Consider the following 21,902-nt stretch of genomic DNA (forward strand, 5'->3'; position numbering starts at 1 on the left):
GTCGAAGGTCGGCACCCCCTGGGCGGAGGCCGGGGCGCCGCACCATCCCCCGAACGAGCTGGCGAGTGCGCTCGCAAGGAGCGCGGACCGCGCCGCGCCATGGAAGCAGGTGGCGGTCATCGGATCAGCCGCCCGTCCCCGGCATCACGAAGTCGCAGGCCGACGCGCGCCGCGTGACCTCGCCGCCCGTGCCGGCGATCGAGGGCTTGGACGCCACGCCTGCCGGCGCCTCGCGGAAGGTGAAGCAGTTCGCTTTGGCAGGGTGATGCTGGGCGCAGGCCGAGAGGCTCGAGATCAGGCCGATCAGCGCAAGGCTGCGGGCAATGGGACGGGTCATGTCACTCTCCAGAAATCGGGGCGGTCGCGATAATCGGCGCCGACAAGGGCCTCGCCCTTCTCCATGCCGCCAAGGATGGTCACGAGGGGGCCGAGGGCGCCGAGATCGGCATCGATCACCACGGCGCCGCGATCGTCGCGCACGAGCGCCAGCCGCGAGGCGGAGCCGACGCCCAGAAGCACATCGAGTTCCTTGTCGCCGAGGCCGAGCATCGCGTAATCGGCGGCCGAGGCGCGGATATTGGGCAGGAGCACCTGGGTCGGCACGGCTTCCACGATGGTCTTGCCGGTGCGGGTTCTCTCGAGCTGGCTGGCATATTGCGTCATCATCACGACGACGGCGTTCTGCTTGCGGGCGGTCACCAGCCAGTTGCTGAGCCGCTCCGCGAAATACGTGTTGTCGAGCGCCTTCCAGGCCTCGTCGATCACGATGATCGTGGGCCTGCGATCCTCGATCACCCGCTCGATGCGCCGGAAGAGGTAGGAAAGCACTGCCATGCGTTCCCGTTCGCTTTCGGAATCGAGGATGCCGGTCAGGTCGAACCCGGCAATGTCGCCGTCGAGGCTGCCCCCGAGCTTGAACGTGTCCTCGGCATTGGCGCCGAAGATCCAGCCGTAGCGGCCGCCTGCGGTCCATTCCTGCATGCGCTCGAACAGATCGCCCCCGTCATCGGTCGAGACCAGGAGCGAGGTGAAGTCCGACCAGTTCCGGAGGCCCGCGTTCCGCGCGCTTGCGTTCTGGCGCACGACCTCCTGCAACCGGTTGGTCTGCACCGGCGTGAGCGGCCGGTCGCGGCGCTCGAGCAGGCTTGCGAGCCAGTCCGCAAGCCAGGCCTGGCCACGTAGGTCGATCTCGGTCTGCAGCGGATTGAGCCCCGTGGGTCGACCGGCCCGTACGGTCGAATAGCTGCCGCCGAGCGCGCGGACTACCATTTCCATGCCCGCGCGATAGTCGAAGACGAAGGTCCGCGTGCCCGCACGCCGCGCCATGGTCATCAGAAAACCCGCCAGAACGGATTTGCCCGAGCCGGGGCGGCCGAGGATCAGGGTATGCCCGCCCGTAGGCTCGCGGTCGGGTGCGCCCTGTTCATGGAAGTTGAAGCGAAAGCCGCTGCGGTCCGGGGTCGGAAAGAGCGCGATCGGCATGCCCCAGGGGACTTCCCGTCCGGCCTTGCCGAGCGGCGTGCGGTGGAAGGTGGCGAGATCGGCGAAATTGTGGTTCGTGATCGCGGCCTTGCGGCTGCGCGCGCCCGTGTTCCCGGGATGCTGCGCCATGAAATGCGCCCGCGCCCCGAAGGCTTCCGAGATCAGGTTGATGCCGGAGGTGGCCGAGATGTTGCGGATCTCGGCCGCGATGTCGTCGAGAGCGGCCTGGGTGCGCGCGTAGACGGCAACCGTCATGTGGTGCTCGCCGAAGATCAGGCGTTTTGATTCCAGGTCGTCCTGGGCCAGTTCCAGTTCCTGCGCGAGGCTGACCGCCCCGTCATCGGCCGCCTGCATCAGGCGCAGCTGCCGCTTGATCCGGCCCGCCATGATGTTGGCGTTGATCGGCACGAAGGAGTGGGTGACCACCATATCGACGGGCAGGTTCAGCTCGTCGAGCATCAGGCTGTCGGTCCTGGCGGGGTAGGTCTTGACCGCGAAGATCGTGCCGAACTTGTCGCCCACGGCGCCATCGGAAAGCGCGATCGTCGTGCCGCGGAAGGTGACGCGGGTATTGGCCACATCCTCGGCGATCACGCCCAAGCGTGACCTAGGGAAGAGCGGGTGCTCCTCGCCGGTGTTCAGCGCGCCCAGAAAGCCCAGGAGCTCGCCGGTGCTGGCCGCGAGAAGGCGCGGGTTCAACGCGTCGAAGGAGGAGAGCAGAAAGCCCACGACCTCGTCGAGCTGGCGCAGGCGCCGGGTGGTGTCTGCCGCAAGCCGCGCCCGCGGGGCCGCGAGGCCGAAGGGCAGACGGCTGACGCTGTCGGGACGCTTCAGGACCGAAAGCGTGAGCGTCTTGTCCCGCAGACCCGACCGGCCGAGATGGGCCTGCCAGCGCTGATCGACGGCAGCGGCAAAGCCGTCGCCCGGGATCGGCGGCAGGGTGACATCGACGGCTTTCGAGACCTTGTGCAGGTAGAAGGAGAACGGGGTTCCAACCTGCGCGAGGATGCCTGCAAGCAGCCCGCCGATCCGGTCGAGATGGGCGTCCTCGCTCGTCGTGCTGTTCACCCCCTCGAGCCGGATGCATTGCATCAGCTCGTTGCCGCGCGTCCGGATCGTGCAGTCGGTGACGAGGCTGACATAAGGCAGCATTGCCGAGAGCCGCTTCTCGCCCTTGACCCAGGCGGGCAGCGCGGTCAGCGGATCGAAGGCGTCTGCGTCCGGATCGGCCACTCCATCACGGGGCATAGCTGTCACCCCCGTGGATCCTTCGGTTCGACGTCGGCGGCGTTTCCTGCAAGGTGATCACCAGCACATCGAGGAAGTTCGGGTCCCAATCCGCCGCCTTCCACAGCGCAGGCCAGGCCAGCCCCGCGACCACGGCCACCACCCAGCTCTGCACCCAGAGGAACAGAAGCGCGGAGCCGAAGAGCCAGACCATGGCATACATGATCGGAAGGCCCATCAGCTTGGGTGGCCTCAGAAGGCCGATGAAAACGCGGGACTGCTCAGCCATGGCGGGACTCGGGGTCGGAAGCTCAGGTCGACCAGATGGCGGCGACGATGGTGGGCGCTGCGGCGATGCCCGCAATCGCGACCACCACCCAGAGCGCCTGCCGGAAATCGAGGATGCCGAAGAGCCAGGACAGGAACACCCCGATCAGCGCCAGCGTGCCGATCACGATGCCCAGGGGCCCGGTGATCGCATCGACGATGCCCTGCAGCAGGGTCTGGACCGGCGAGAGGTCGATACTCTGTGCAAGCGCGGGGCCCGCCAGCGCGATGAGGGCCGTCGCGCCAAGCGCGGTGAAGGCCCGTGTGCGGAGCAGGCTGTGAATGGTCCGTGACGTCACGACAGTTCTCCTCTGAGCCGCTGGAACACGGCTGTCACGCGGGCGACATGCCCTTGGGTTTCTCGAAAGGGGGGAATGGCGCCATGGCGGGCGACCGCATCGGGCCCGGCATTGTAGGCGGCAAGCGCGAGCGCCGGATCGCCGAACCGCTCGAGCATCATCAGCAGGTAGCGCGCAGAACCATCGAGGTTCTGTGCGACGTCATGCGGATCGACGCCCAGATCGCGCGCGGTACCGGGCATCAGCTGGCCGAGCCCGATGGCCCCCGCATGGCTGAGTGCGCGCGGGTCATAGGCGCTCTCGACCTCGATATTGGCGCGGTAGAACAATGCCCAATCGGTGACCGACAGACCGGCACGGCGAAGCCCCACATGGCCGCCATAGCGCAGCGCCGTGGTCTCGATCGCGTGCAGGATCTCGGGGGCGGCGCGGACGGTGCGCGGGGCGACAGCCGCAGCAACCCGGCCTGGCGGGCGGTCATCGGCATGTGCGTTTGGTTCTGCAAAGAGAAAGAGGCGATCCGCTTGCGCCTCGGCCGCACCGTCAAACGCGCGCGGGAGGCTCCTGTCCTCGCTGACGGAAATCAGCCGACCATCCGGGCCAACCGAGAAAACGAACACGTCAGCCAGGGCCGGCGGCGCGGAACAGACGCCTGTACCCAGGGCAATGACGAGCGCGATCGCGCGGTCAGCTGTCCTTGACCAGAACCGGGCCGGTGCGCGGCGGGGCAACGCGGCCGGGGGCGGCGTGACGCTCGCGTCCGCCCTCGAGGAGCGGGATGCTGGCGCTTGTGCAGCCCATCTCGGCAAGGAAGCTGACAAGACCGACGATGGTCTTGAACTCCCGCACCTTGAGAATGCTGCGGCTGGTGACGAGCATCTTGTCCGCGCGTCCGTCTTCCGCGACGGCCCGCGCAACCCAGGTGCCGTACCAGCTGTTGTGGCGCTTCTCGGCCCCTTCCTTGCAGACGACCTCGAGGAGGTATCCGTCGGCCAGGAGGCTGCGCAATCCGTCTTCTGTAACCACATTCGGTGCTTCTTCTATCATGGCTCCCGCTTCGGGTCCTTTCCTGGCTGGGGTGCAGCATCGGTCCCGCGGGGTCGCAACACCACGGGCGATACAAAACAACATGAACATTGGCAAGACAATAAAACCGTATTGACGAAGATCGCCTTGCCCTGATAACGTCCCTACCGCACGACATAACAACATTAAAGGCGCAAAAGGAGGTTTGCCCTGCACATGTCATGCGTGTGCAGCGCCGTCGTCGCGCTGCTGCTCGGCCCGACCTGCACGCAAGGTGCGATGGCCTCCCCCTGCCCGGCCCCCGACCCTCCGTATCTCCCCCAATCGCCCGGGGACATGCGCGCCTATGCCGACCTGCTCAGGGCGGATTTCGAGGGCTATTTCGCCGACGTTCAGGCCTATTTCCGTTGCCTCGATGACGAACGCGCGCGGGCCATCACCGAGGCGCGCGAGGTCAGCGAGGCCTATGGGCGGTCCCAGCGCGCGCAGCAGTGAGCGCGCCTGAGGCGGGAAGGCGGGAATGTGTCCCGGCGGATGACAGAGTGGAGTGCCTCCCGAAACCGGCCGGGACGCAAACCCCCGAACTGGTCCACCATGACAACGCGTTCCCGGTCTGGTGACCAGATCGCCCCCTCGCGCCCGGCGGGGAAATCGGCCGGGGCCTGGGGACTCGAGCGGCGCCGTGCGGGCGCCTGGTCTGCTCTGGTCGAGGCACCCGGTCCGTTGGTGATCCTGTTGCGATGAAATCCGATTGAAGTCGGTAATGGTGTATTGTATCGGCTATGCTATTTTGTAGGGAGTCGACACATGACGCCATTGATCAGGCCACTCGCAGCCATCGCGGTTGCGCTCGTGGTCAACATGCCAGCAGCCGCACCCGCCCAGAGCTATCAGGTCGATTGTGCGATCCTGCTCTGTCTGGCCGGAGGGTGGCCGACATCGGCTCCTTGTGCCCATGCGCGCGCTGTCTTCATCCGGCGGATCACGCCGTGGCCGGTGGAGCCTCCCCTGCAGATCTGGCGCTGCCCCATGGGCGCTTCGTTTGCAGCCCCGGCCCGGGCGCTCCCGCTGGAGCGGCTCCACGACATCACCTTCCGGACCGGATCCTCGATCGCCATGCCGACCGCTTCCTTGCCCGTCCTGCCGGTCCAAGCCTCCGAACAGGCCGATATCGACATTTCCGGCGATGCCTTCGACTTCGTGCGCAGCATCCGCGTCTTCCATATCCAGTTCCATCAGAGAGAAGACGGTGACGGTCGTTGCATCCGCTCGGACTCGACCCGGCTCGGCTCCTACGGGGAACAGGGTGATTATCGCTGGGCCAGGTCGAGCGTGACGGCCGTTCCGTCGGCGTCCGCCCTGCCCCGCCCGAAGCATTGCGACAGGATGGTCTACCGCTCGGTCTTCGTCGACTGGCGCGATCATGCGGGCAGCTACGGTTTCGAAGAGGTCCGCTACTGAACCCGCGGGGACCCGCGTTCATCGGGTTCGCCGCCTTGCAACCCTGCACGGGAGGCTGTGCATACAAAGAGAAAAGGGACACGACGCCAGACCGTGAAGCCTGACGCCGCGCCAGAGAAACCCATAAACAAGCTTCCTCTAGCGCATAGTCCAAGCCGCCGCAACCAGCAAAGTTGTTTTGCTGGCATGAATGGTGTTTGCTCACGGAATTGCGTTGGTGCCCCCCGGAGGCCCAAGCATGGAACCGACCACCGGCCTGATCCTGCGACGGATCACGCAAACCGATCTTTCCGTCTCTGCCCACAAGCTCGCCACGCTGATCCTTGATGCCATCGCGTGGAAGGACGGCTATAACGGATTGCCCCGCGGCACGGCCGCCTTCACCCTCTCAGCACTGGCGGAGAAGATGGGTGTCTCGCGGCAGTATCTGAGCGTCCTGCTGAGCGAACTCGAAGTGTCCGACCTGAAGCTTGAGCGCCGCAAGCCCAACGGCAAGTTTGCCCCTTGGCTTTTTCGCTTCGCGGCCTTCGATGACGACGAACCAGCCCACGATGCAGTGTCAGACAGAGGCGACACATCACTATCTAGAGAAGATACCAACAAAACTATCTTCTCGGGACGAATCACCATCGACGAAAGTCCGAACGTTTTCCAGACCTGCTGGGCCGACCTGATCAAGGCTGCAAAGAGAACGCTGCCCTGCTGGAACGTCGACACCCAGGTGATCTGGGATCGGTTCCTTGCCTTCAATCGCGCAAGGGGCAATGTCGCGGTTCCGGCAGGTTTCCTGCTTGGCTTCATGCGCCGATGGCGCACATCGCCAGGCACGGCTCCCCGGCCAGAGGAAGCTCCCGTGCCTCAGCGCGCCCTCGAGCGGCAGGAACGGGAACTGCTCGCGCAGATCAACGCCGCACCGATCGCCAATCGGGAGTTTCACGCCTCGGATCTCTGCCGCGTGATCGGACAGGCGGCATATGATGCGCGCGTTCGCGACGTCATCCGGCAGTTCGGCTGCCCGAGGTTCACGGCAACCCTCGCGGTCCATGGTCTGGCGGTCATGGCGGGGGAGATCGCGAGGTGATCGTCGGCATCGTGACGCGGGGTTGAATTACCTGAACTGCGCTGCGCCACTACCCTACACCAGACAAGGGTACAGCACCTGATGCAGATGCTGCTTCCTGGACCAAAGATACAGCGCGCGACGCACCCTACTCGCCCGCGCCGAGGTCATGACGCTTAAACTGGCGCGCGACGTGGGCATAGACGCCTGCGTCGCGGATATCCTGAACACCTCGCTACGGTTCCCGGCAGCCCTCATCCGCCGCTTCGACAGGGTCGGGGCGGATCACATGGACAGGGTACCGTTCATCTCGGCCCAGACCTTTCTGGGATTGGGCGATGCCCGCCGACAGAGACCGCGCATTCTCCGCACCCGAACGCCACTTTCTTCAACTCTAGCTTCCGCTGATGACCTTTTCCAGCAGGTCCGGGACGGCGCAGGCTGGAAGAGGCCTCGAAAAAAGGAACCCCTGCAGGCCGTTGCAACCGACCTCCTGAAGAATCCGCGCATGGTGGATCGTCTCCACGCCTTCCGCTATCGTTTCCATACCGAGGCTTCGGGCGAGGTCGACAATGGTTCGCACAACATCGCGCGACCTCGGGTCCTCCACGATGGGGGCCACGATTCGCCGGTCGATCTTCAGGACCGAGGGCGCAATTGTCAGAAGTCCGACGATCGAAGTGTGACTCGAACCGAAATCGTCGATCTCGATCGACACGCCCGCATCCCGGAGAAGCTGCAGGTGCCGCGAAAAGACATCACTCTCCTCTTCCACCAGGATCGACTCCAGGAGTTCGAAGGCCACACTCGTTCCCGATGCGACGATTTCTCGAGCGCAGCTGACTACCTCGGGATCGTGCATTCGCGCGGAACACACGTTGAACCCAACCTTCGGGATGTCTACCCCAGCCCTCTTCCACGTCCCCAGGATGGGCGCGGTCTTGCGCATCATGATCCGGTCGATTTCCGAGACAACGCCGCGCTTCTCCGCGAGGGGGAGGAAGACATCCGGTGTGAGGGTGCCTCTTACCGGATGATCCCAACGGGCCAGAACTTCCAGCCCGACGACCCGCCTTCTATCTGCCGAAAGCTGCGGTTGGAACCAAGGTTCAAAAGATTCCAAACGAAGCGCTTCTTCGAACTCAAGTTCGAGGCGATGCGATTCCCGAAGGGTATGCATGGTTGCGCCGGAGAAAACCTCAATCCGATTCCGTCCCTCGGATTTTGCCCGGTAAAGCGCGGCATCGGCATACCTCAAAACGTCCTCTCGATCGAGATCGGTCGCTTCGATCGAGGCGATGCCGAGGCTCGCGCTGACATTGATCTGCCGCCCTTCGAACATGATCGGAGTCGCCAACCGTGATTGGATCCTTTCTGCAATCCTAAGTGCATCTTCCGCGCTTGTTCCAGGCGCCAAGATCAGTGAGAACTCGTCGCCACCGATCCGAGCCGCAAAATCGGACTCGCGCACCGAGGAGTTAAGGATGCCCGCGATGGCTTGAAGCACCAGGTCTCCACCGCGGTGCCCAAAGGCGTCGTTGAGTGGCTTGAAGCGGTCTATGTCAATCTCGATCACGGTCAGTGTTTCCGAGGTACCAAGAGCCCGGATCGCCGCAGCAAGGTGCTCGTCATGGCCGCGGCGGTTCGGCAGGCCGGTGAGCGGATCGAGGAAGGCAAGTCTGCGATTCTCCGCCTCCATCATTTCGGCGGTTTCGCGTGCCGCGGTCATCTCGACTTCGCGGCGAACCGTGTCGCTGACATCCATGCAGACACCGACCCAGACAACCTTTCGCTTGGCTTCCGCCCGCGCCACGGCTGCCACCTCGAACCAGACATGGCCCGTCCCTGGTCGATCGTAACGGACCCTGTGCCTCCAGGCACCCTCGCTCCCGGCCCGACCATCGATGGAGGCTGCGAGTGCGGCTCGATCCTCGCGGCGCAAACGCCCTGGAATGCAATCCGGGTCCCGCGCGAGCTCTCCTGCCTCAATGCCAGTCATTTCCAGGAACCGCTCCGAAAGATAAGGGAATCTCACCCCGCCTGAATCGTCCCGGGACACCTCGAACAGGCCGACAGGCGCGACATTGGCAATCACCCGCAAATGGTCATGGGTCCGCCTGGTCTCCTCGGCGGATCTGCGGGCTATTTCCTCCGCCTCGATCTGGTCGGTAATATCGGTAATCTTGCCAAACCAGGATATCGATCCATCCGCCTTGCGCACCGGATTTGCCCAGGAATCGATCCAGCGTCGGCCATACTTCGGATGGTGCACACGGTAGCGGAACCGCCGCGGTGAAGCACTCCGCTCCGCCTCTTCGATTGCACGACGAACCCGGCTTCTGTCTGCTGGAGCGATGTTTCGGAGGACTGCCCAGCCATCGCGACGGATCTCGTCGTCGTCGACGCCCAGGATATCCCCGAACTTGCCGCTGAAGAAAGCATACTCCAGTTTGCCCCCCGCCGAGCCGCGATGCTCAAAGATTGCACCCGGAACGTTCTCCACCACCGTGCGAAGGCGCTCGAGTGTCACGCAAAGCTCTTCCGATGCATGCTGTGCCTTCAGCCCCACCTCGGTGGCTTCTGTGACGTCGAAGACGTTCCCCGACCATGTCACCGAACAATCTTCGTTCCGGGACGGGATCGAGTAGAGCGCCATCCAACGCACTCCCTTCTCAGGGTGCTGCAGGCGATATGTGACCTGGAGCGGCGATCCGTCCCGGCGGGACCTATCCATGGCCTTGGCCAGGGTGCCCATGTCTTCTGGCACGATGTTGCGCGCGGCTGCGGCCCCATCCTCGTGTATATCGCGACCGGCAACGCCAAGGAGATCAGGCAGCTTGGCACTGAAATAGGGAAGGGTGACCGTTCCATCGAGGTTTTCATGGTGTTCGAAGAGCGCCCCGGGGGCGGAGTCGGCAAGCGTGTTAAGACGATCTCGGGCCGCACGGGCCTCCGCAGCAGTCTCCTCAAGCCGTCGTTCTGTCTCCTTTCGTTCCGTGATATCCTGAAATGCACCGAGGATCCGCACTGTGCGCCCGGCTTCGCGGACGGGCTCTCCGATCGCCCGGACATAGATGCGCGCCCCGTCAGCGCGATCGAGTGGCAATTCGAGATCCCATGGGGTTCCTGTCTGGAGACCGGCGGAGACTGCCTGGGCGATAGTGTCCCGCACGTCAGGCGCATAGAACTTAATCCCATCCTCAAGGGTCGGGCGGTAGTCCGGAGGCACACCGTGAATTCGACAGGTTTCATCGGACCAGTACATTTCGCCCGTCTCGGGAACCAGCTCCCAGCATCCAAGACCGGCCAGCATTCCGGCATGGCGCAACAGGGCCTCGGCACGTCTCGAGAACGCCCGGCCTTCCGGTTCGGACCGGATGGGCAGCGCGATTCCCGTAAGTCGGATCGGCACGCACTCTTCGTTTCGGGCAGCTATTCCTCCAACCATACGGATGTGCCGGGTTGCGCCGGAAGCCGTTTTCAGCCGAAGATCGATATCGAGCGTCTCCGCGCGACCCGTCTGGATGCGGCTGATCGCGATATCACTCAGCGTCAGGTCTTCCGCTTTGCAGATTTCCGGCAGAAAGAACTCCTTTCCCACGGACGAATCCCGCCCCAATAGCGCCCGGAAACCGGGATCCAGCCACAGGTCGCAATGCTGCAGGTCCCATATCCATGAGCCGACTCCCGCAGCGTGCAGAGCGAGGAGCTCATCCACCGACCGGTCGCCTCGCAGGTGACGTCCGCTCCGACGAGATCCAATCGCCGCCGACATTTGACCATCCCGCTTCCGCGATCTGCCCTGGAGAAGGGCATCGTTATCCTGCTTCGAACGCATCATGAGAAACTGTTTCCATGACAGGTTGTGGATGTTCGATGCATTTGCGCCCGAGGTGCATGTACGGCGTCAGCAGGCATCTGACCGGAAAGCCGTATGCACGGGACCGAGGCCTCATGCCAAAACGCATCATTAATACCGCAATCGTGGTTAATGATGGGTTAACCCCACGTTATTCATGAGCGCCCTGGTTTTGTCGCCTGGGCCTGGCGTCGGCGCGGTTCTGCAGCATCCTGGCGGTTGGCATCCGGCTGATCGTGGCGGCCTTCGCCTCCAGCGGGTGTGCGGGGGTGCGCGGGCGGCGATGTGGTGCCTTGGTGGATATCTGGGGCGACGATCTGACATGCGAGGTCGGCCCGCGGACAGGGTGTGGGCGATCGGATCAGGCTGGCGGCGGTTTGTTTCAGGGACCGGACCAGTGCAGGGCGGTGATCCTGGGCCAGAGGACTGCCCAGATCCTCGCGGTCAGCCGCACGGTGGGCTGGATCTCGCAGTGGAAGGAGATGATCGCCGACCCGAACACGCGGATCGGCCGTCCCCGCCAGCTTTATACCGGCCCGACCCGGCGCGATTACGTCCACGTCGAGGACCGCTGAACCGGCCGCGCCGTCAGAAGAAGATATCAAGCTCCTCGGGCGGACCGGCGCCGACCTCGCCGGGCTCGGCAAGCCCGAGCCCGCGGCAGAAATCGCGGTGGATCTCGCGCTCGGACTCCATGGAATAGAGCAGCCAGAACGGGACAAGCTCCGCGTCGGGATCCGCACCCGCAGAGGGTAGCGCGGCCGCACCGGGCGATGCGGCAAGATCGGCAAGGCACGCCACCTGCGCCTGCATCGCCTCGCAGGTTTCGGGCACCGTGGCATGCAGCGACGAGGCAAGGGCCGCGATTCCATCGGTCACGATGCGTCCGGCCTGACAGACCCGGTCCAGGTCGCTGGCCACCGCCGCGCCCGCGCCTTCGATCCCGGCAATGGTCCGGGCGGTCCTGCCCTGAAGCTCCCCGATCAGGTCCGAGATCCGCGCGTCGCTGTCGCTCAGCGCATCCCGCATCTCGCGCAACTGCGCCGCAGAATCCGAGGCCAGCAGACGCAACTGGCCAGCGATCTCCCGCAGAGCCGCACCTTCGCCGCCAAGTTCGGCGCAGGCCAGGACCGCATTCGTGCCCACAAGCCGCAAATCCTCTGCCAGCGAGGAGACATCCGCCAGCACCCGCCTCAGATCGGCTATGTTGCCCGTCACTGATTCGGCGGATGCAAGAACCCCCTCGCGGCGGCTGCGAATGGCCTCGACGGCAAGGCGCGCGCGCTCCACTGCGGAGCGCAAATCCGCGAAGGCGCGCAGCCGTCCCTCCACAGATCCGGTGCCGCCGTTACCCGCGATCTCGTCGAACCGTCCGACACTGGCCGCCAGCGTCGCGGTGATCGTCGCGGTCTCGTCGCGCAGATCGCCAAAGGCGCCGGCAAGCTGCGCATCGGCAAGACCGACCAACCAGCCCGCATCGGGATCGGACGCAGCCCGTTCGTGGATCTGCCCGGCATGGTCGATCCGCTGGCTGGCCCGATCCCCGGTCTGAAGGCTGACGATCACCCCGTCGAACGCGGCCTGAAGCCGGTCCAGAAGCGCGGCCAGCGGCCGTCCGAATGCGCTCTCGTTCCGGCGGTCCTCGCGAAAGCCTGCCACCGCCCCGCAAAGCGCCTCGAATCCCGGCCGCAACGCCGCCACCTCGGCACGCAGGCCCGGCAACCGGCGCCGCGCCAGATTGCGCAGATGGGACGACAGTTCGACGGTGATCGCCTGCACATCGGCCAGGGTCGCCAGCGAATGGTCGAGCAGCGCGCGCGCATTGTCGGCAAAGCTTTCCAGCTTTGCGTGGCGCGGGCGCAGCGCAAAGACCTGGATCCGGGCATTGGTCGTCACGAACTGCATCATTCGGACGCTGCGCGCAACCGTGGCCACCGTTGCGCTCAACGCATCGACCTGTCGGCGCAGCGTGTCCAGATCGCCGTTGCATCGGCCCAGATCGTCGTCAAGGGTGCCCACCGACCGGGCAAGCTGGCGCGCATAGCCATCCGCCGCCTCGATCACGCAAGGCGCGCGGTCGACCAGTTCGGCAAGCGGGCCGCGCAGCTCGGCGAAGCGGGCCTCCATCGCGATCAGCGTCTCGCCCGCGTCAAGGAATACGCGCTCAAGCCCGGCCCGCAGGCTGTCCAGCGCCGCGGCCTCGGGCGGACGGGCCGTGGGACGCATCGGGTGGGGCAGCGCGGCGGTCACGACGCCGCCTTGCGATCGTCGCGACCGCTGCGGGCAATAATCTCGCGGGCGATCCGGTCCAGCGGCAGGGTCTGGCAGACGGCACCCAGTTCCTCGGCGGCCCGCGGCATGCCATAAACCACGCAGGACGCCTCGTCCTGGGCGATGGTCCAAGCGCCCGCCGCGCGCATCTCGCCCATCCCCGCCGCGCCATCATCGCCCATGCCCGTCAGCAACACGCCCAGCCCGCCCTGCCCCGCCGCCTGCGCGACCGAGCGGAACAGCACATCGACCGACGGGCGGTGGCGCGACACGCAGGGTCCGGCGCGCAGCTCGGTCCGGTAGGTCCTGCCGTCCCGGCGCAACACCAGGTGACGGTCGCCGGGCGCGATCACCGCCTGGCCCGGCACCAGCACATCGCCATCCTCGGCTTCCTTGACCGCAATGGCGCACAGCGCGTTCAACCGCTCCGCGAAGGCGCGGGTGAAATGCTCGGGCATGTGCTGGACCACCGCGATCGGCGGCAATCCGACCGGCAGGCTTTCGAGGATCTCGCGCACCGCTTCGGTGCCGCCCGTCGAGGCACCGATGGCGATCATCGGCGGGCCTGCACCCGGACGCGCGGCCATGGGCGGCAGGATCACATCGGCGCTGAACCGCTCTCCGGGGGCGAGCGCACGCAGTCGCGCCACGTTCCGCCTGGTCCCGCGTCCGGAAGCGCCCCTGCCCGACTGATAGGCGGCATGGATCGCGTCGCATAGACGGATCGCGGCCTCACGCCGGTCCTCGGCCGTGGCGATGCGCGGCTTGGCCAGAACCTCGGCCGCGCCCAGTTCCAGCGCCCTGAGCGAGGCGCGCGAGCCCGCCTCGGTGAAGGAGGAGATCACGACGACCGGCATCGGACGCTGGGACATGATCTTCTTCAGGAAGGTCAGCCCGTCCATCCGCGGCATCTGCAAATCCAGCAGCAGCACGTCCGGCAGCCGCTCGCGCATCATCTCGGCGGCCTGGAACGGATCGGCCGCGGCCCCGATCATCTCCAGCCCCGGATCCTCGGCGATCAGCTTCTTGAAGGCGATCCGGATCGAGGCACTGTCGTCGATGACGAGCACGCGAACGGGGTCTTTCGGGGCCGTGCCGGTCATGTCAGTCCACCCTTTTGAAAGTTGCCGGTGCGATCTGGGCCAGCGCCGCGCCTTGACCGATCATCGACTCGGAATGGCCAAGATACAGGATGCCACCGGGTGCCAGATGGCCCGCCACACGCCCGACGATGCGGGCCTGTTCCTCGGAGGAGAAATAGATCAGCACGTTGCGCAGGAAGACGATGTCGATGTCGCGCTCGAGCGGATAGCCCGCATCGAGCAGGTTGAGTTGCGCGAAACGGACGCGCCGACGCAGTTCGGGCACGATGCGCGACTGCCCGCTCTGCCCCTCGCGGCCGCGCATCACCCACCGCTCCCGCAGATCGGGGGGCACCGGGGCCAGCATCGGATCGGGATAGACCGCGCGGCGGGCGTCGCGGAGCACCCGTGTATTGATGTCGGTGGCCAGGATCGCCCAGTCGAACGGGCCGGTTGCGCGCGCATGTTCGGCCGCACAGATCGCCATCGTCCAGGCCTCGGCCCCGGTCGAGGCCGCCGCCGACCACAGCTTGACCGGCTGGCGCGTGCCGCGGCGCCGCGTGATGGCCTCGGGCAGCGCGCTGTCCGAAAGATGCCGGAAATGCGTGGGTTCGCGGAAGAAATCGGTCTTGTTCGTGGTCACCGCGTCGAAGATCTCGGTGCGCTCGGCGTCAAGCGCGCCATCGCGGAACAGGTGCCGGATATAGTCGTCAAGCGTGGCAAAGCCCAACTCGGCCATCCGCCGGCGCAACCGCCCGGCCACCATCATCCGCTTGCTCGGCGGCAGGCGGACGCCGATCTCGGCCTCGACATAGGCCGCGAACCGTCCGAACGCATCGCCTCCGGCCGCAGCCTGCGGGCGCAGGGCGGCAGCTTGCGGGGCCGGGCTTTCGGCGTTCATCGTCGCGGCCATGGCGGACCTCCTTCGGCTCAGGCCGCGGCCGGACTGCCGGGCGCCGCGGCCGGGTAGGCCAGAAACAGCCGCTCAAGATCCAGCAGCGTGACGAATTCGCCGTCGCGCCGACCGATGCCCCGGACCAGACGGTGATCCCAGTGCAGAAGGTCCGCCTCGGGCACCGGCTCAACGCGGTCATTGTCGAAGGCCGCGACCTCGAACACCCGGTCGGTGCGCAGCGCGACCTGCGCGCGCCGCTCGCCGGTCTCGATCCAGAGCACGACGATGCGCGTCGCGTCGTCATCTTCCGCGCGCGGCAGGCCCAGGACCGCGCGCAGATCCACGACCGAAACGCCCGCGCCGCGCACGTCGATCACGCCCATGACATGCGCGGGCGCGTTGGGGATGCGCGTGATCCGCCGCCGGTCGAGGATTTCCTGCACCCGGCCGACGGGGACGGCGAAGCGTTCCTCCCCGACGCCCAGGGTCACGACCTGGCCGATCCCGGTCATGCGGCGCTCTCTTTCTTCCAGTCGCGCATGAACTGCGCGTCCAGCTCGTCGCCATCCTTGCCCAGATCGAAATCGAAACCCATCGGCTGCGCCTTCTTCGCGGGCGCCTTGCGGGCGGGTGCGGCGACGCGGGCCGGTGCCTTGGCATCGGTCACCCGGAAATAGCCGATCGCGGATTGCAGCTGTTCGGCCTGGCTGGCCAATTCCTCGGCCGTGGCCGAAAGCTCCTCGGAGGCCGAGGTGTTCTCCTGCGCGACCTTGTCGAGTTGCTGGATTGCCATGTTCACTTGGCTCGCGCCGGTTGCCTGTTCCTGGTTCGAGCGCGAGATCTCTGTGACTAGCTGCGAGGTCCGCTCGATATCGGGCACGAGGCTGGACAGCATCTCGCCCGCCATCTCGGCCGACTTGACCGTGCTGGCCGAGAGCGACGAGATCTCGCCCGCGGCACTCTGGCTGCGTTCGGCCAGCTTGCGAACCTCGGAGGCCACGACCGCGAAGCCGCGGCCATGTTCGCCCGCCCGCGCGGCCTCGACCGCGGCGTTCAGCGCCAGCAGGTCGGTCTGGCGGGCGATCTCCTGCACCACCATGATCTTTTCGGCGATGGTCTGCATCGCCTCGACCGCCTGGCGGACCGCCGCGCCGCTCTCGCGGGCATCGCCGGCTGCCTTGCGCGCGGTCTTCTCGGTCTCGTTGGCGTTCTCGGCGTTCTTCTCGATATTGGCGGCCATCTGCTCCATCGAGGCCGAGGCCTCTTCGGTCGAGGATGCCTGTTCGGTCGCGCCCTGGCTCAGTTCTTCCGAGGTCGAGGCCATCTGTTCGGCCCCCGACGAGACATTGCGCGCGGCGCCGTTCACCTCGGTCACGACCGAGCGCAGTTTTTCCGCCATCCGGTTCAGCGCGCTCAGCAGATCGGTGATCTCGTCATTGCCGCGCGCCTCGGCGGTCTGGGTCAGGTCGCCATCGGCCACCGCGCGGGCCAGCACATTGGCACGGTTCAGCCCGCGGCTGATCGAGATCAGGATCCAGGTCGCGATGCCGGTGCCTAGAATCGTCGCCACGGCCAGAAGTGTCAGCGCCAGCATGCGGGCGTTCTCGTATTCGCCCCGCGCCGCCGCGACGGCCTCGTCCATCATCGAGAGGTTGCGCTGCAACATGCCGTCCAGGATCGACTCCATCTGCCGCCAGGTCTGCTGCCCCTCTCCGGCCAGAAGCCGGTAGGCCTCCTGCGTCTGGCCAGCGGCATCCAGCTCCAGCGCGCGTCCCGAAATGCTGCTCATCGTGCCGTAAAGGCCCAGATAGGCGTCAACATCGGCGCGCCCCTCGGCGGTTGCCAGCGTGCGAATCTCGTCGACATATCGGCCATGGGAATCGCGGCCATTGGTCAGAGCCGTCAGGATCTCCTGCTCCACCGCGGCATCCTCCGACAGCAGGTATTCCCGCACGTTGCGCTGCACGCGCAATTGTTCGGCGGTGATCGTCTGGGTCAGTTCGACACGCTTGGCCTCGTTGTCGACCAGTCCGCTCAGGCGGCCGTTCAGGTTCGACAGGTCCACCAGCAGCAGGCCGACCCCCACCGCCGACATCGCGACGAGCACCGCGAAGGCGGCGGCGAGTTTGATTTTGATCGTGAGGCGCATTTTCAGAGGTCCTTCTCGAACTGGGGGGTGCCGGTGGAATTGGCGAGCGAAGCGGCATAGATCCGCTCGAGATCCGGCAGGATGACGAAACCGGCATCGGTGCGGGCGATGCCGGACAGGAATTCGGGCGGCCATTTCATGCCCACCTCGGGGATGTCGCCCATGGCGGCATCGTCGATCTCGGTCACGTCGAGCACCCGGTCGGCGATCACCGCGACCGTGGTCGCCTCGCCCGCCACGGGCACGTCCAGCACCAGGATCCGGGTATGCTCATCCTGCGCCGCCTGAGCCATGCCAAGCGCGACACGCAGATCGGTCAGCGGGATCACCGCGCCGCGCACATTGATCAGCCCCGAGGCGAAACGCCCGGCACGCGGCACCCGGGTCACCGGAACGGGTTCGAGGATCTCGTGCAGCATGCGGGTCGGAACGGCCAGCGTTTCGCCCGACAGGGTCAGGGTCACGACCTGCATCAGGCGGCTCCTTCCAGAATGCGCACCCGATCCTCGAGCCTCCGGCCCAACGAGATCAGGTGCCCGATATCGAGGATCAGCGCGACCTTGCCGTCGCCCAGGATCGTCGCGCCTGAAAACGCCTTGAGCCCGGCATGGACGCGCGAAAGCTGCTTGATGACGGTCTGGGCGTTCGACACGATCCGGTCCACCACCAGACCCACCCGGCCATTGGTGCCGGAAACGATCACCACCTTCTGGAACTGCGACCGTGGCCCGGGCGCCTGGAACACATCGGCCAGCCGCAGGAAGGGCACCAGTTCGCCGCGAATATCGAGGAAGTTCGAACGGCCTTCGCTGGCAAGCAAGTCGGGCGGCAGTTCCACGCATTCCTCGACCGCCGAAACCGGGATCGAATAGCGCTCTCCCCCCACCTCGACCAGCAGCCCGTCGGCAATGGCCAGCGTCAGCGGCAGGCGCAGCGTGACGGTGGTGCCATGGCCGGGCTCGCTGTCCACGTCGATCTGCCCGCGCAGCCCCTGGATCGCGCTGCGCACCACGTCCATGCCCACGCCCCGGCCCGAAAGCTCGGTCACGGTGGCCGCGGTCGAGAAGCCCGGCTCGAAGATCAGCCGGTAAAGATCGGGGCCAGCGACGGTCGAGCCCGGCGGCAGCAACTCGCGCTCGATGGCGCGGGCGCGCAGCCGCTCGTCGTTCAGCCCGCGCCCGTCGTCATGGATGCGGATATGCACCTCGGCCCCGGCATGGGTCGCGGTCAGCGAGACCGTGCCCATGCGCGGCTTGCCTGCCGCGACGCGGTCCTCGGCCGTTTCCAGCCCGTGATCGGCGGCGTTGCGCAGGATATGCACCAGCGGATCGGTCAGCACCTCGATCACGGTCTTGTCCAGCTCGGTCTCGCCGCCGGTCGAGACGAACTCGATGGGCTTGCCCAGTTGCTGGGACAGGTCATGCACCAGCCGACGAAAACGGCCGAACAGGTTCCCGATCGGCACCATGCGGATCGACATCGTGGTTTCGCGCATGCCCGAGGCAAGGCGGCGGATATCCTCGGCAACCGCCATCAGCGTGGGATCGCGCAGCGATTGCGACAGGTCGTGCAGCCGCGATTCCGCGATCACCAGTTCGCCCACGCGGTCCATGATCTCGTCCAGCCGCTGGGTCGCCACGCGCATCGTGGCGTGATCGCCCGGCCCGGCGGCCCGCTTTTCGGGGGTGGCGCGGGCGGTGTCGGGTGCCTCCTCGGCCACTGGCGCCGGTGCGTCCCCAAGCGGTTCGATGCTCAGGCGCAACTGGTCCTGAAGGAATAGGAACACCTCGTCGACCGCCTCGCGCGCAACCGGCGCCCCGATCAGCACGGTCCAGCGGATCGGCGGCGCCTGAGGGTTCAGCGCATCAAGCGGCGGCAATTCGGACAGATCGCAGTCCACCTGCACCCGGCCCGGCGCAAGTGCCTGCAATTCCTCAAGAAGCGCGGGCAGGTTCAGCCCCAGCCCCAGCGCATCGGGACCCAGGCCGAAGACGATGCGCCACCCCTCGCCCGAGGGCGATCCGGCGGCGTCCTGCCCGCCCAGCGCGGCGGCCAGCGCCTCCAGGATCGGCCCGTTGCCGGGGCTTGCCGCGACCGGATCGGCCAGCAGCGCGCCGATCTGGTCGCAGGCGGTCAGCGCGACGCGGATCAGCGCCGCGCCCGCCCGGCCGCCCGGCGCGCGCAATGCCTCGAAGGCGGTTTCGAATCCGTGCAGGAAATGCGCCAGCTCGGCATGGCCGAACATCGCGCCCGACCCCTTGAGCGTGTGCAGGTCGCGAAACAGCGCGTCGATCAGGCCACGGTCATCCGGTGCATCGTCAAGGTTCAGCAGGTTGCGTTCGATGGCGGCCTGCAGATCCGCCGCCTCGGCCAGAAAGACCGCATCGGCATCCTCGTCCCCGGTCATGCCCCCACCATCCGTTTCACCACGGTCAGGAGTTGCGCCTGATCGAAGGGCTTGGTCATCCAGCCCAACGCACCCGCGGCCTTGGCCTCCTGGCGCAGGTCGTCGCGGGTTTCGGTCGACAGGAAAACGATGGGCACCCCGCGCGACGCCGGGCGGGTGCGGTAGCTGCGGATGAAGCTCAGCCCATCCATCCGCGGCATGTTCTGGTCGGTCAGGATCGCGTCGGGCCGCGCCCGGTCAAGCTCGGCCAAAGCCTGTTCGCCATCGTCGGCCTCGATCACCTGATAGCCCGCGCCCGCGAGCGTCTTGCGCACCATCTGCCGGACAGAGGGCGAGTCGTCGACGATAAGGACGGTCTTGGTCATGCATCAGCTTCCTTGGTTCGTTTGGGGGCAAGGCCGTTGGCGCGGCCCCCTTCCATCTGCAGATGCCGGTCCGGGTCGATCCCGCAGGCCTGCATCCGTTGCGCGACAAGCCCGCCCGAGGGCATCGTGACGGCCAGCGCCGCACCGCGCTGCGTGGCGGTCGCCAGCGCCGAAAGCAGCGTGGCGATCCCCGTCAGATCGCAATGGGTCCAGTCCGAGGTGTCGATGTGATAATCGCCGCCCGCAACGATCCCGGCGGACAGGCGCGGGGCAATCTCGTCCGCGCGGGCCAGGTCCACGCCGGAAAGATCGCCGATCAGTTCTGAGGACATGCAACCCCCTTTCGAATGCAAAGGTGTGTATGGAATGCGAATTAACGAAGCCCTAAGATAGGATTTTCTCCGCGGGGAAAACGCAGCCGATTTGATCGAACGGCCCGGCCGCACCACCTTGCGGCACGCGACGCGGACCCGCGCCCCGACGGGACGCAAGTCGTGGGATCGGCTAAAATTTCAGGGATTGCATGGCACGCGCAGGGTCATTTCGTGATCCCCAAGGCGCGAACCGGGCGCTGAGGGGGCGCATCTGTCCCGATTGCCTGCGCCTGTCTCAGCGTCCCTCGAACCGGGGCGGCCGCTTTTCCAGGAAGGCCAGAACGCCCTCCTTGAAATCCCGCGTCGCCCCGCAAGCGCCCTGAAGCTGCGCCTCCAGGTCGTTGGCATAGGAGGCGCGGATCGCCGCCTTCAGCTTGGCATAGGCCACCGTCGGTCCCCTGGCCAATTGCGCCGCGCGGGTCCGCCAATGGGCCTCGAACCCCGCTTCGGGCACCGCCTCCCAGATCATGCCCCAATCGGCGGCCTGGCGCGCGGGCACGGGCTCGGCGAACAGCGCCGCCCCCATCGCGCGCGAAAACCCCACCTGCCGCGGCAACCAGTAGGTGCCGCCCGCATCGGGGATCGAGAACAGGATCTGGATCAGGCTGGCGCGCAGCAGCCGCTCGGGCGCGATCGAGGGGCGGCCGTCGGCGGCGTAGAGCCGGGCGAACTCGGCGTCCATGCTGACCAAGTCCAAGGCATCATTGACGACCCGCCGGATCTTGCGCAGCGGGTGACGCGCGGGAATGCGCTCCTCAAGGTCGACATAGCTGAAGAGCGACCCGCTCGTCTCGTCCGTCCCGCGCATCCAGAGATCCCCTCGTCCTGCCCATGACGGTGAGTCACGTCCTGCATCCGACGTCGAAGGCAGGGTTTTTCAGCAACGTGTTAGTCAGCTTTGAGTTGTACGCGTCGTTTGACACGGTGATAAGGTCGATCCCGAGCAGCCCCTCCAGTCGGGACTGCCTGACGGGGGTGCCGATGACAGATCAGGCCCCGTCGCTGACCGAGATTCCGTACCCAGGATCGACCCCCTTGCCCCGAGGATGCTTCCTGCCCCGAGGGGTTTCACGGCGAGTGCATTTTTCCGTCTTGGGCGCCATGGGAACCCGCCCGATCAAAGCGCTCTTGGTCCGCGGCTCAGGCACCCCGAAGTGAGCCCGTAGTGATGGCGTGATGCGGCAGACGAAGCGGCTGTGGACGGATGAAGAGAAGCGGTTCAGTCGATCTGTTTCCAGACAACTGAACCGTGCGTTTCGGTGGCCCAGGAAGCGCGGCCCTGCGCGGTGAACGCCAACCTGATCTTCAAGTGGCCGCGCGATTCCCGGTTCGTTCTGGACCTTGCGGCTGTGCCGCAGGCCAAGCGCCGCATCCACCGCAAGGGCAAGCGCGGCAAGCCGCTAATGGAACGAGGCAAGTCCAGCAACCCGACCAGGTCCGCCGTGCGCGCCCGGGTCGAGCACGTCTTCGCTGCGCAAACCAGCGACATGGAGGAGACGCTGGTGCGCCATCGGACTGATCCGCGCGTAGCCAGAATCGGGATGAAAAACCTCGCCTGCAGGGCTCTGATGACGTGACCGTCCTCCTTTGTGGAGCATTGCAGACCCACCTTGGCACA

20 protein-coding genes and 2 pseudogenes are annotated in these 21,902 nt (G+C 66.2%); 5 read left to right on the forward strand and 17 right to left on the reverse strand.

All coding sequences use genetic code 11. The annotated features are described in order from the left end of the window. Positions 1-124: 124 nt before the first annotated feature. The 6 genes from EV216_RS06195 to EV216_RS06220 all read right to left on the reverse strand — a co-directional run bounded on the left by EV216_RS06195 (position 125) and on the right by EV216_RS06220 (position 4,343). A complete protein-coding gene (locus tag EV216_RS06195) occupies positions 125-337 on the reverse strand; it encodes a hypothetical protein (RefSeq protein ID WP_132694189.1) in 213 nt (70 codons plus the stop codon). After that, positions 334-2,730, reverse strand: coding sequence for a VirB4 family type IV secretion/conjugal transfer ATPase (locus EV216_RS06200; protein WP_132694190.1), 2,397 nt, complete (start codon positions 2,728-2,730; stop codon positions 334-336). Before EV216_RS06200 ends, EV216_RS06195 begins: the two co-directional genes overlap by 4 nt. Then, positions 2,720-2,998 (reverse strand): VirB3 family type IV secretion system protein, encoded by a 279-nt coding sequence (locus EV216_RS06205; protein ID WP_132694191.1) that lies wholly within the window; start codon positions 2,996-2,998, stop codon positions 2,720-2,722. The genes EV216_RS06200 and EV216_RS06205 overlap by 11 nt, the downstream gene beginning before the upstream one ends. A 22-nt stretch (positions 2,999-3,020) precedes the next feature. Continuing rightward, entirely contained in the window at positions 3,021-3,311 is a 291-nt protein-coding gene (locus EV216_RS06210) for a TrbC/VirB2 family protein (protein WP_132694272.1), read from the reverse strand. Positions 3,312-3,331: 20 nt separating this feature from the next. After that, positions 3,332-3,955 (reverse strand): lytic transglycosylase domain-containing protein, encoded by a 624-nt coding sequence (locus EV216_RS06215; RefSeq protein ID WP_424511170.1) that lies wholly within the window; start codon positions 3,953-3,955, stop codon positions 3,332-3,334. Between the two features lie 67 nt (positions 3,956-4,022). After that, the gene (locus EV216_RS06220; RefSeq protein WP_243641994.1) at positions 4,023-4,343 is read right to left on the reverse strand and encodes a hypothetical protein; all 321 of its coding nucleotides are present in this window, start codon (positions 4,341-4,343) and stop codon (positions 4,023-4,025) included. 354 nt (positions 4,344-4,697) lie between these two features. Here EV216_RS06220 and EV216_RS06225 point away from each other — a divergent pair, with 354 nt between their 5' ends. The 3 genes from EV216_RS06225 to EV216_RS06235 all read left to right on the forward strand — a co-directional run bounded on the left by EV216_RS06225 (position 4,698) and on the right by EV216_RS06235 (position 6,903). Beyond that, positions 4,698-4,856, forward strand: a complete 159-nt coding sequence (locus EV216_RS06225) for a hypothetical protein (protein WP_424511171.1) — start codon at positions 4,698-4,700, stop codon at positions 4,854-4,856. A gap of 312 nt (positions 4,857-5,168) precedes the next feature. Further along, positions 5,169-5,822 (forward strand): hypothetical protein, encoded by a 654-nt coding sequence (locus EV216_RS06230; RefSeq protein WP_207893977.1) that lies wholly within the window; start codon positions 5,169-5,171, stop codon positions 5,820-5,822. 238 nt (positions 5,823-6,060) lie between these two features. Next, positions 6,061-6,903 carry a hypothetical protein gene (locus EV216_RS06235; RefSeq protein ID WP_132694194.1) on the forward strand — a complete coding sequence of 281 codons (843 nt, stop codon included), beginning with the start codon at positions 6,061-6,063 and terminating at the stop codon, positions 6,901-6,903. Positions 6,904-7,276: 373 nt separating this feature from the next. Here EV216_RS06235 and EV216_RS06240 read toward each other — a convergent pair whose 3' ends face one another. Next, a complete protein-coding gene (locus EV216_RS06240; RefSeq protein ID WP_165899166.1) occupies positions 7,277-10,600 on the reverse strand; it encodes a sensor domain-containing protein in 3,324 nt (1,107 codons plus the stop codon). A gap of 575 nt (positions 10,601-11,175) precedes the next feature. Here EV216_RS06240 and gltA point away from each other — a divergent pair. Further along, positions 11,176-11,316, forward strand: a pseudogene (gene gltA / locus EV216_RS06245) (citrate (Si)-synthase); the annotation flags it as partial. A gap of 13 nt (positions 11,317-11,329) precedes the next feature. Here the strand turns inward: gltA and EV216_RS06250 are convergent. From EV216_RS06250 to EV216_RS18925, 10 genes are all read right to left on the reverse strand, one after another. Then, positions 11,330-12,991, reverse strand: coding sequence for a methyl-accepting chemotaxis protein (locus EV216_RS06250; protein WP_132694196.1), 1,662 nt, complete (start codon positions 12,989-12,991; stop codon positions 11,330-11,332). Next, positions 12,988-14,115, reverse strand: coding sequence for a protein-glutamate methylesterase/protein-glutamine glutaminase (locus tag EV216_RS06255; RefSeq protein ID WP_132694197.1), 1,128 nt, complete (start codon positions 14,113-14,115; stop codon positions 12,988-12,990). The genes EV216_RS06250 and EV216_RS06255 overlap by 4 nt, the downstream gene beginning before the upstream one ends. A 1-nt stretch (position 14,116) precedes the next feature. Beyond that, a complete protein-coding gene (locus EV216_RS06260; RefSeq protein WP_243641995.1) occupies positions 14,117-15,007 on the reverse strand; it encodes a CheR family methyltransferase in 891 nt (296 codons plus the stop codon). 17 nt (positions 15,008-15,024) lie between these two features. Next, a complete protein-coding gene (locus tag EV216_RS06265) occupies positions 15,025-15,501 on the reverse strand; it encodes a chemotaxis protein CheW (RefSeq protein WP_132694198.1) in 477 nt (158 codons plus the stop codon). Further along, the gene (locus EV216_RS06270) at positions 15,498-17,138 is read right to left on the reverse strand and encodes a methyl-accepting chemotaxis protein (protein ID WP_132694199.1); all 1,641 of its coding nucleotides are present in this window, start codon (positions 17,136-17,138) and stop codon (positions 15,498-15,500) included. Before EV216_RS06270 ends, EV216_RS06265 begins: the two co-directional genes overlap by 4 nt. A 2-nt stretch (positions 17,139-17,140) precedes the next feature. Continuing rightward, positions 17,141-17,611 carry a chemotaxis protein CheW gene (locus EV216_RS06275; protein ID WP_132694200.1) on the reverse strand — a complete coding sequence of 157 codons (471 nt, stop codon included), beginning with the start codon at positions 17,609-17,611 and terminating at the stop codon, positions 17,141-17,143. Further along, positions 17,611-19,545 (reverse strand): chemotaxis protein CheA, encoded by a 1,935-nt coding sequence (locus tag EV216_RS06280; protein ID WP_132694201.1) that lies wholly within the window; start codon positions 19,543-19,545, stop codon positions 17,611-17,613. The genes EV216_RS06275 and EV216_RS06280 overlap by 1 nt, the downstream gene beginning before the upstream one ends. Beyond that, positions 19,542-19,910, reverse strand: coding sequence for a response regulator (locus EV216_RS06285; protein ID WP_132694202.1), 369 nt, complete (start codon positions 19,908-19,910; stop codon positions 19,542-19,544). The genes EV216_RS06280 and EV216_RS06285 overlap by 4 nt, the downstream gene beginning before the upstream one ends. After that, entirely contained in the window at positions 19,907-20,242 is a 336-nt protein-coding gene (locus EV216_RS06290; RefSeq protein ID WP_132694203.1) for an STAS domain-containing protein, read from the reverse strand. Before EV216_RS06290 ends, EV216_RS06285 begins: the two co-directional genes overlap by 4 nt. A gap of 277 nt (positions 20,243-20,519) precedes the next feature. Further along, positions 20,520-21,092 carry an enoyl-CoA hydratase-related protein gene (locus EV216_RS18925; RefSeq protein ID WP_132694204.1) on the reverse strand — a complete coding sequence of 191 codons (573 nt, stop codon included), beginning with the start codon at positions 21,090-21,092 and terminating at the stop codon, positions 20,520-20,522. Positions 21,093-21,645: 553 nt separating this feature from the next. Here EV216_RS18925 and EV216_RS18630 point away from each other — a divergent pair. Next, positions 21,646-21,861 (forward strand): annotated as a pseudogene (locus tag EV216_RS18630) (IS5/IS1182 family transposase); the annotation flags it as partial. Between the last annotated feature and the right edge of the window lie 41 nt (positions 21,862-21,902).

This window comes from Rhodovulum steppense (genome assembly GCF_004339675.1).
GTDB classification, from domain to species: domain Bacteria; phylum Pseudomonadota; class Alphaproteobacteria; order Rhodobacterales; family Rhodobacteraceae; genus Rhodovulum; species Rhodovulum steppense.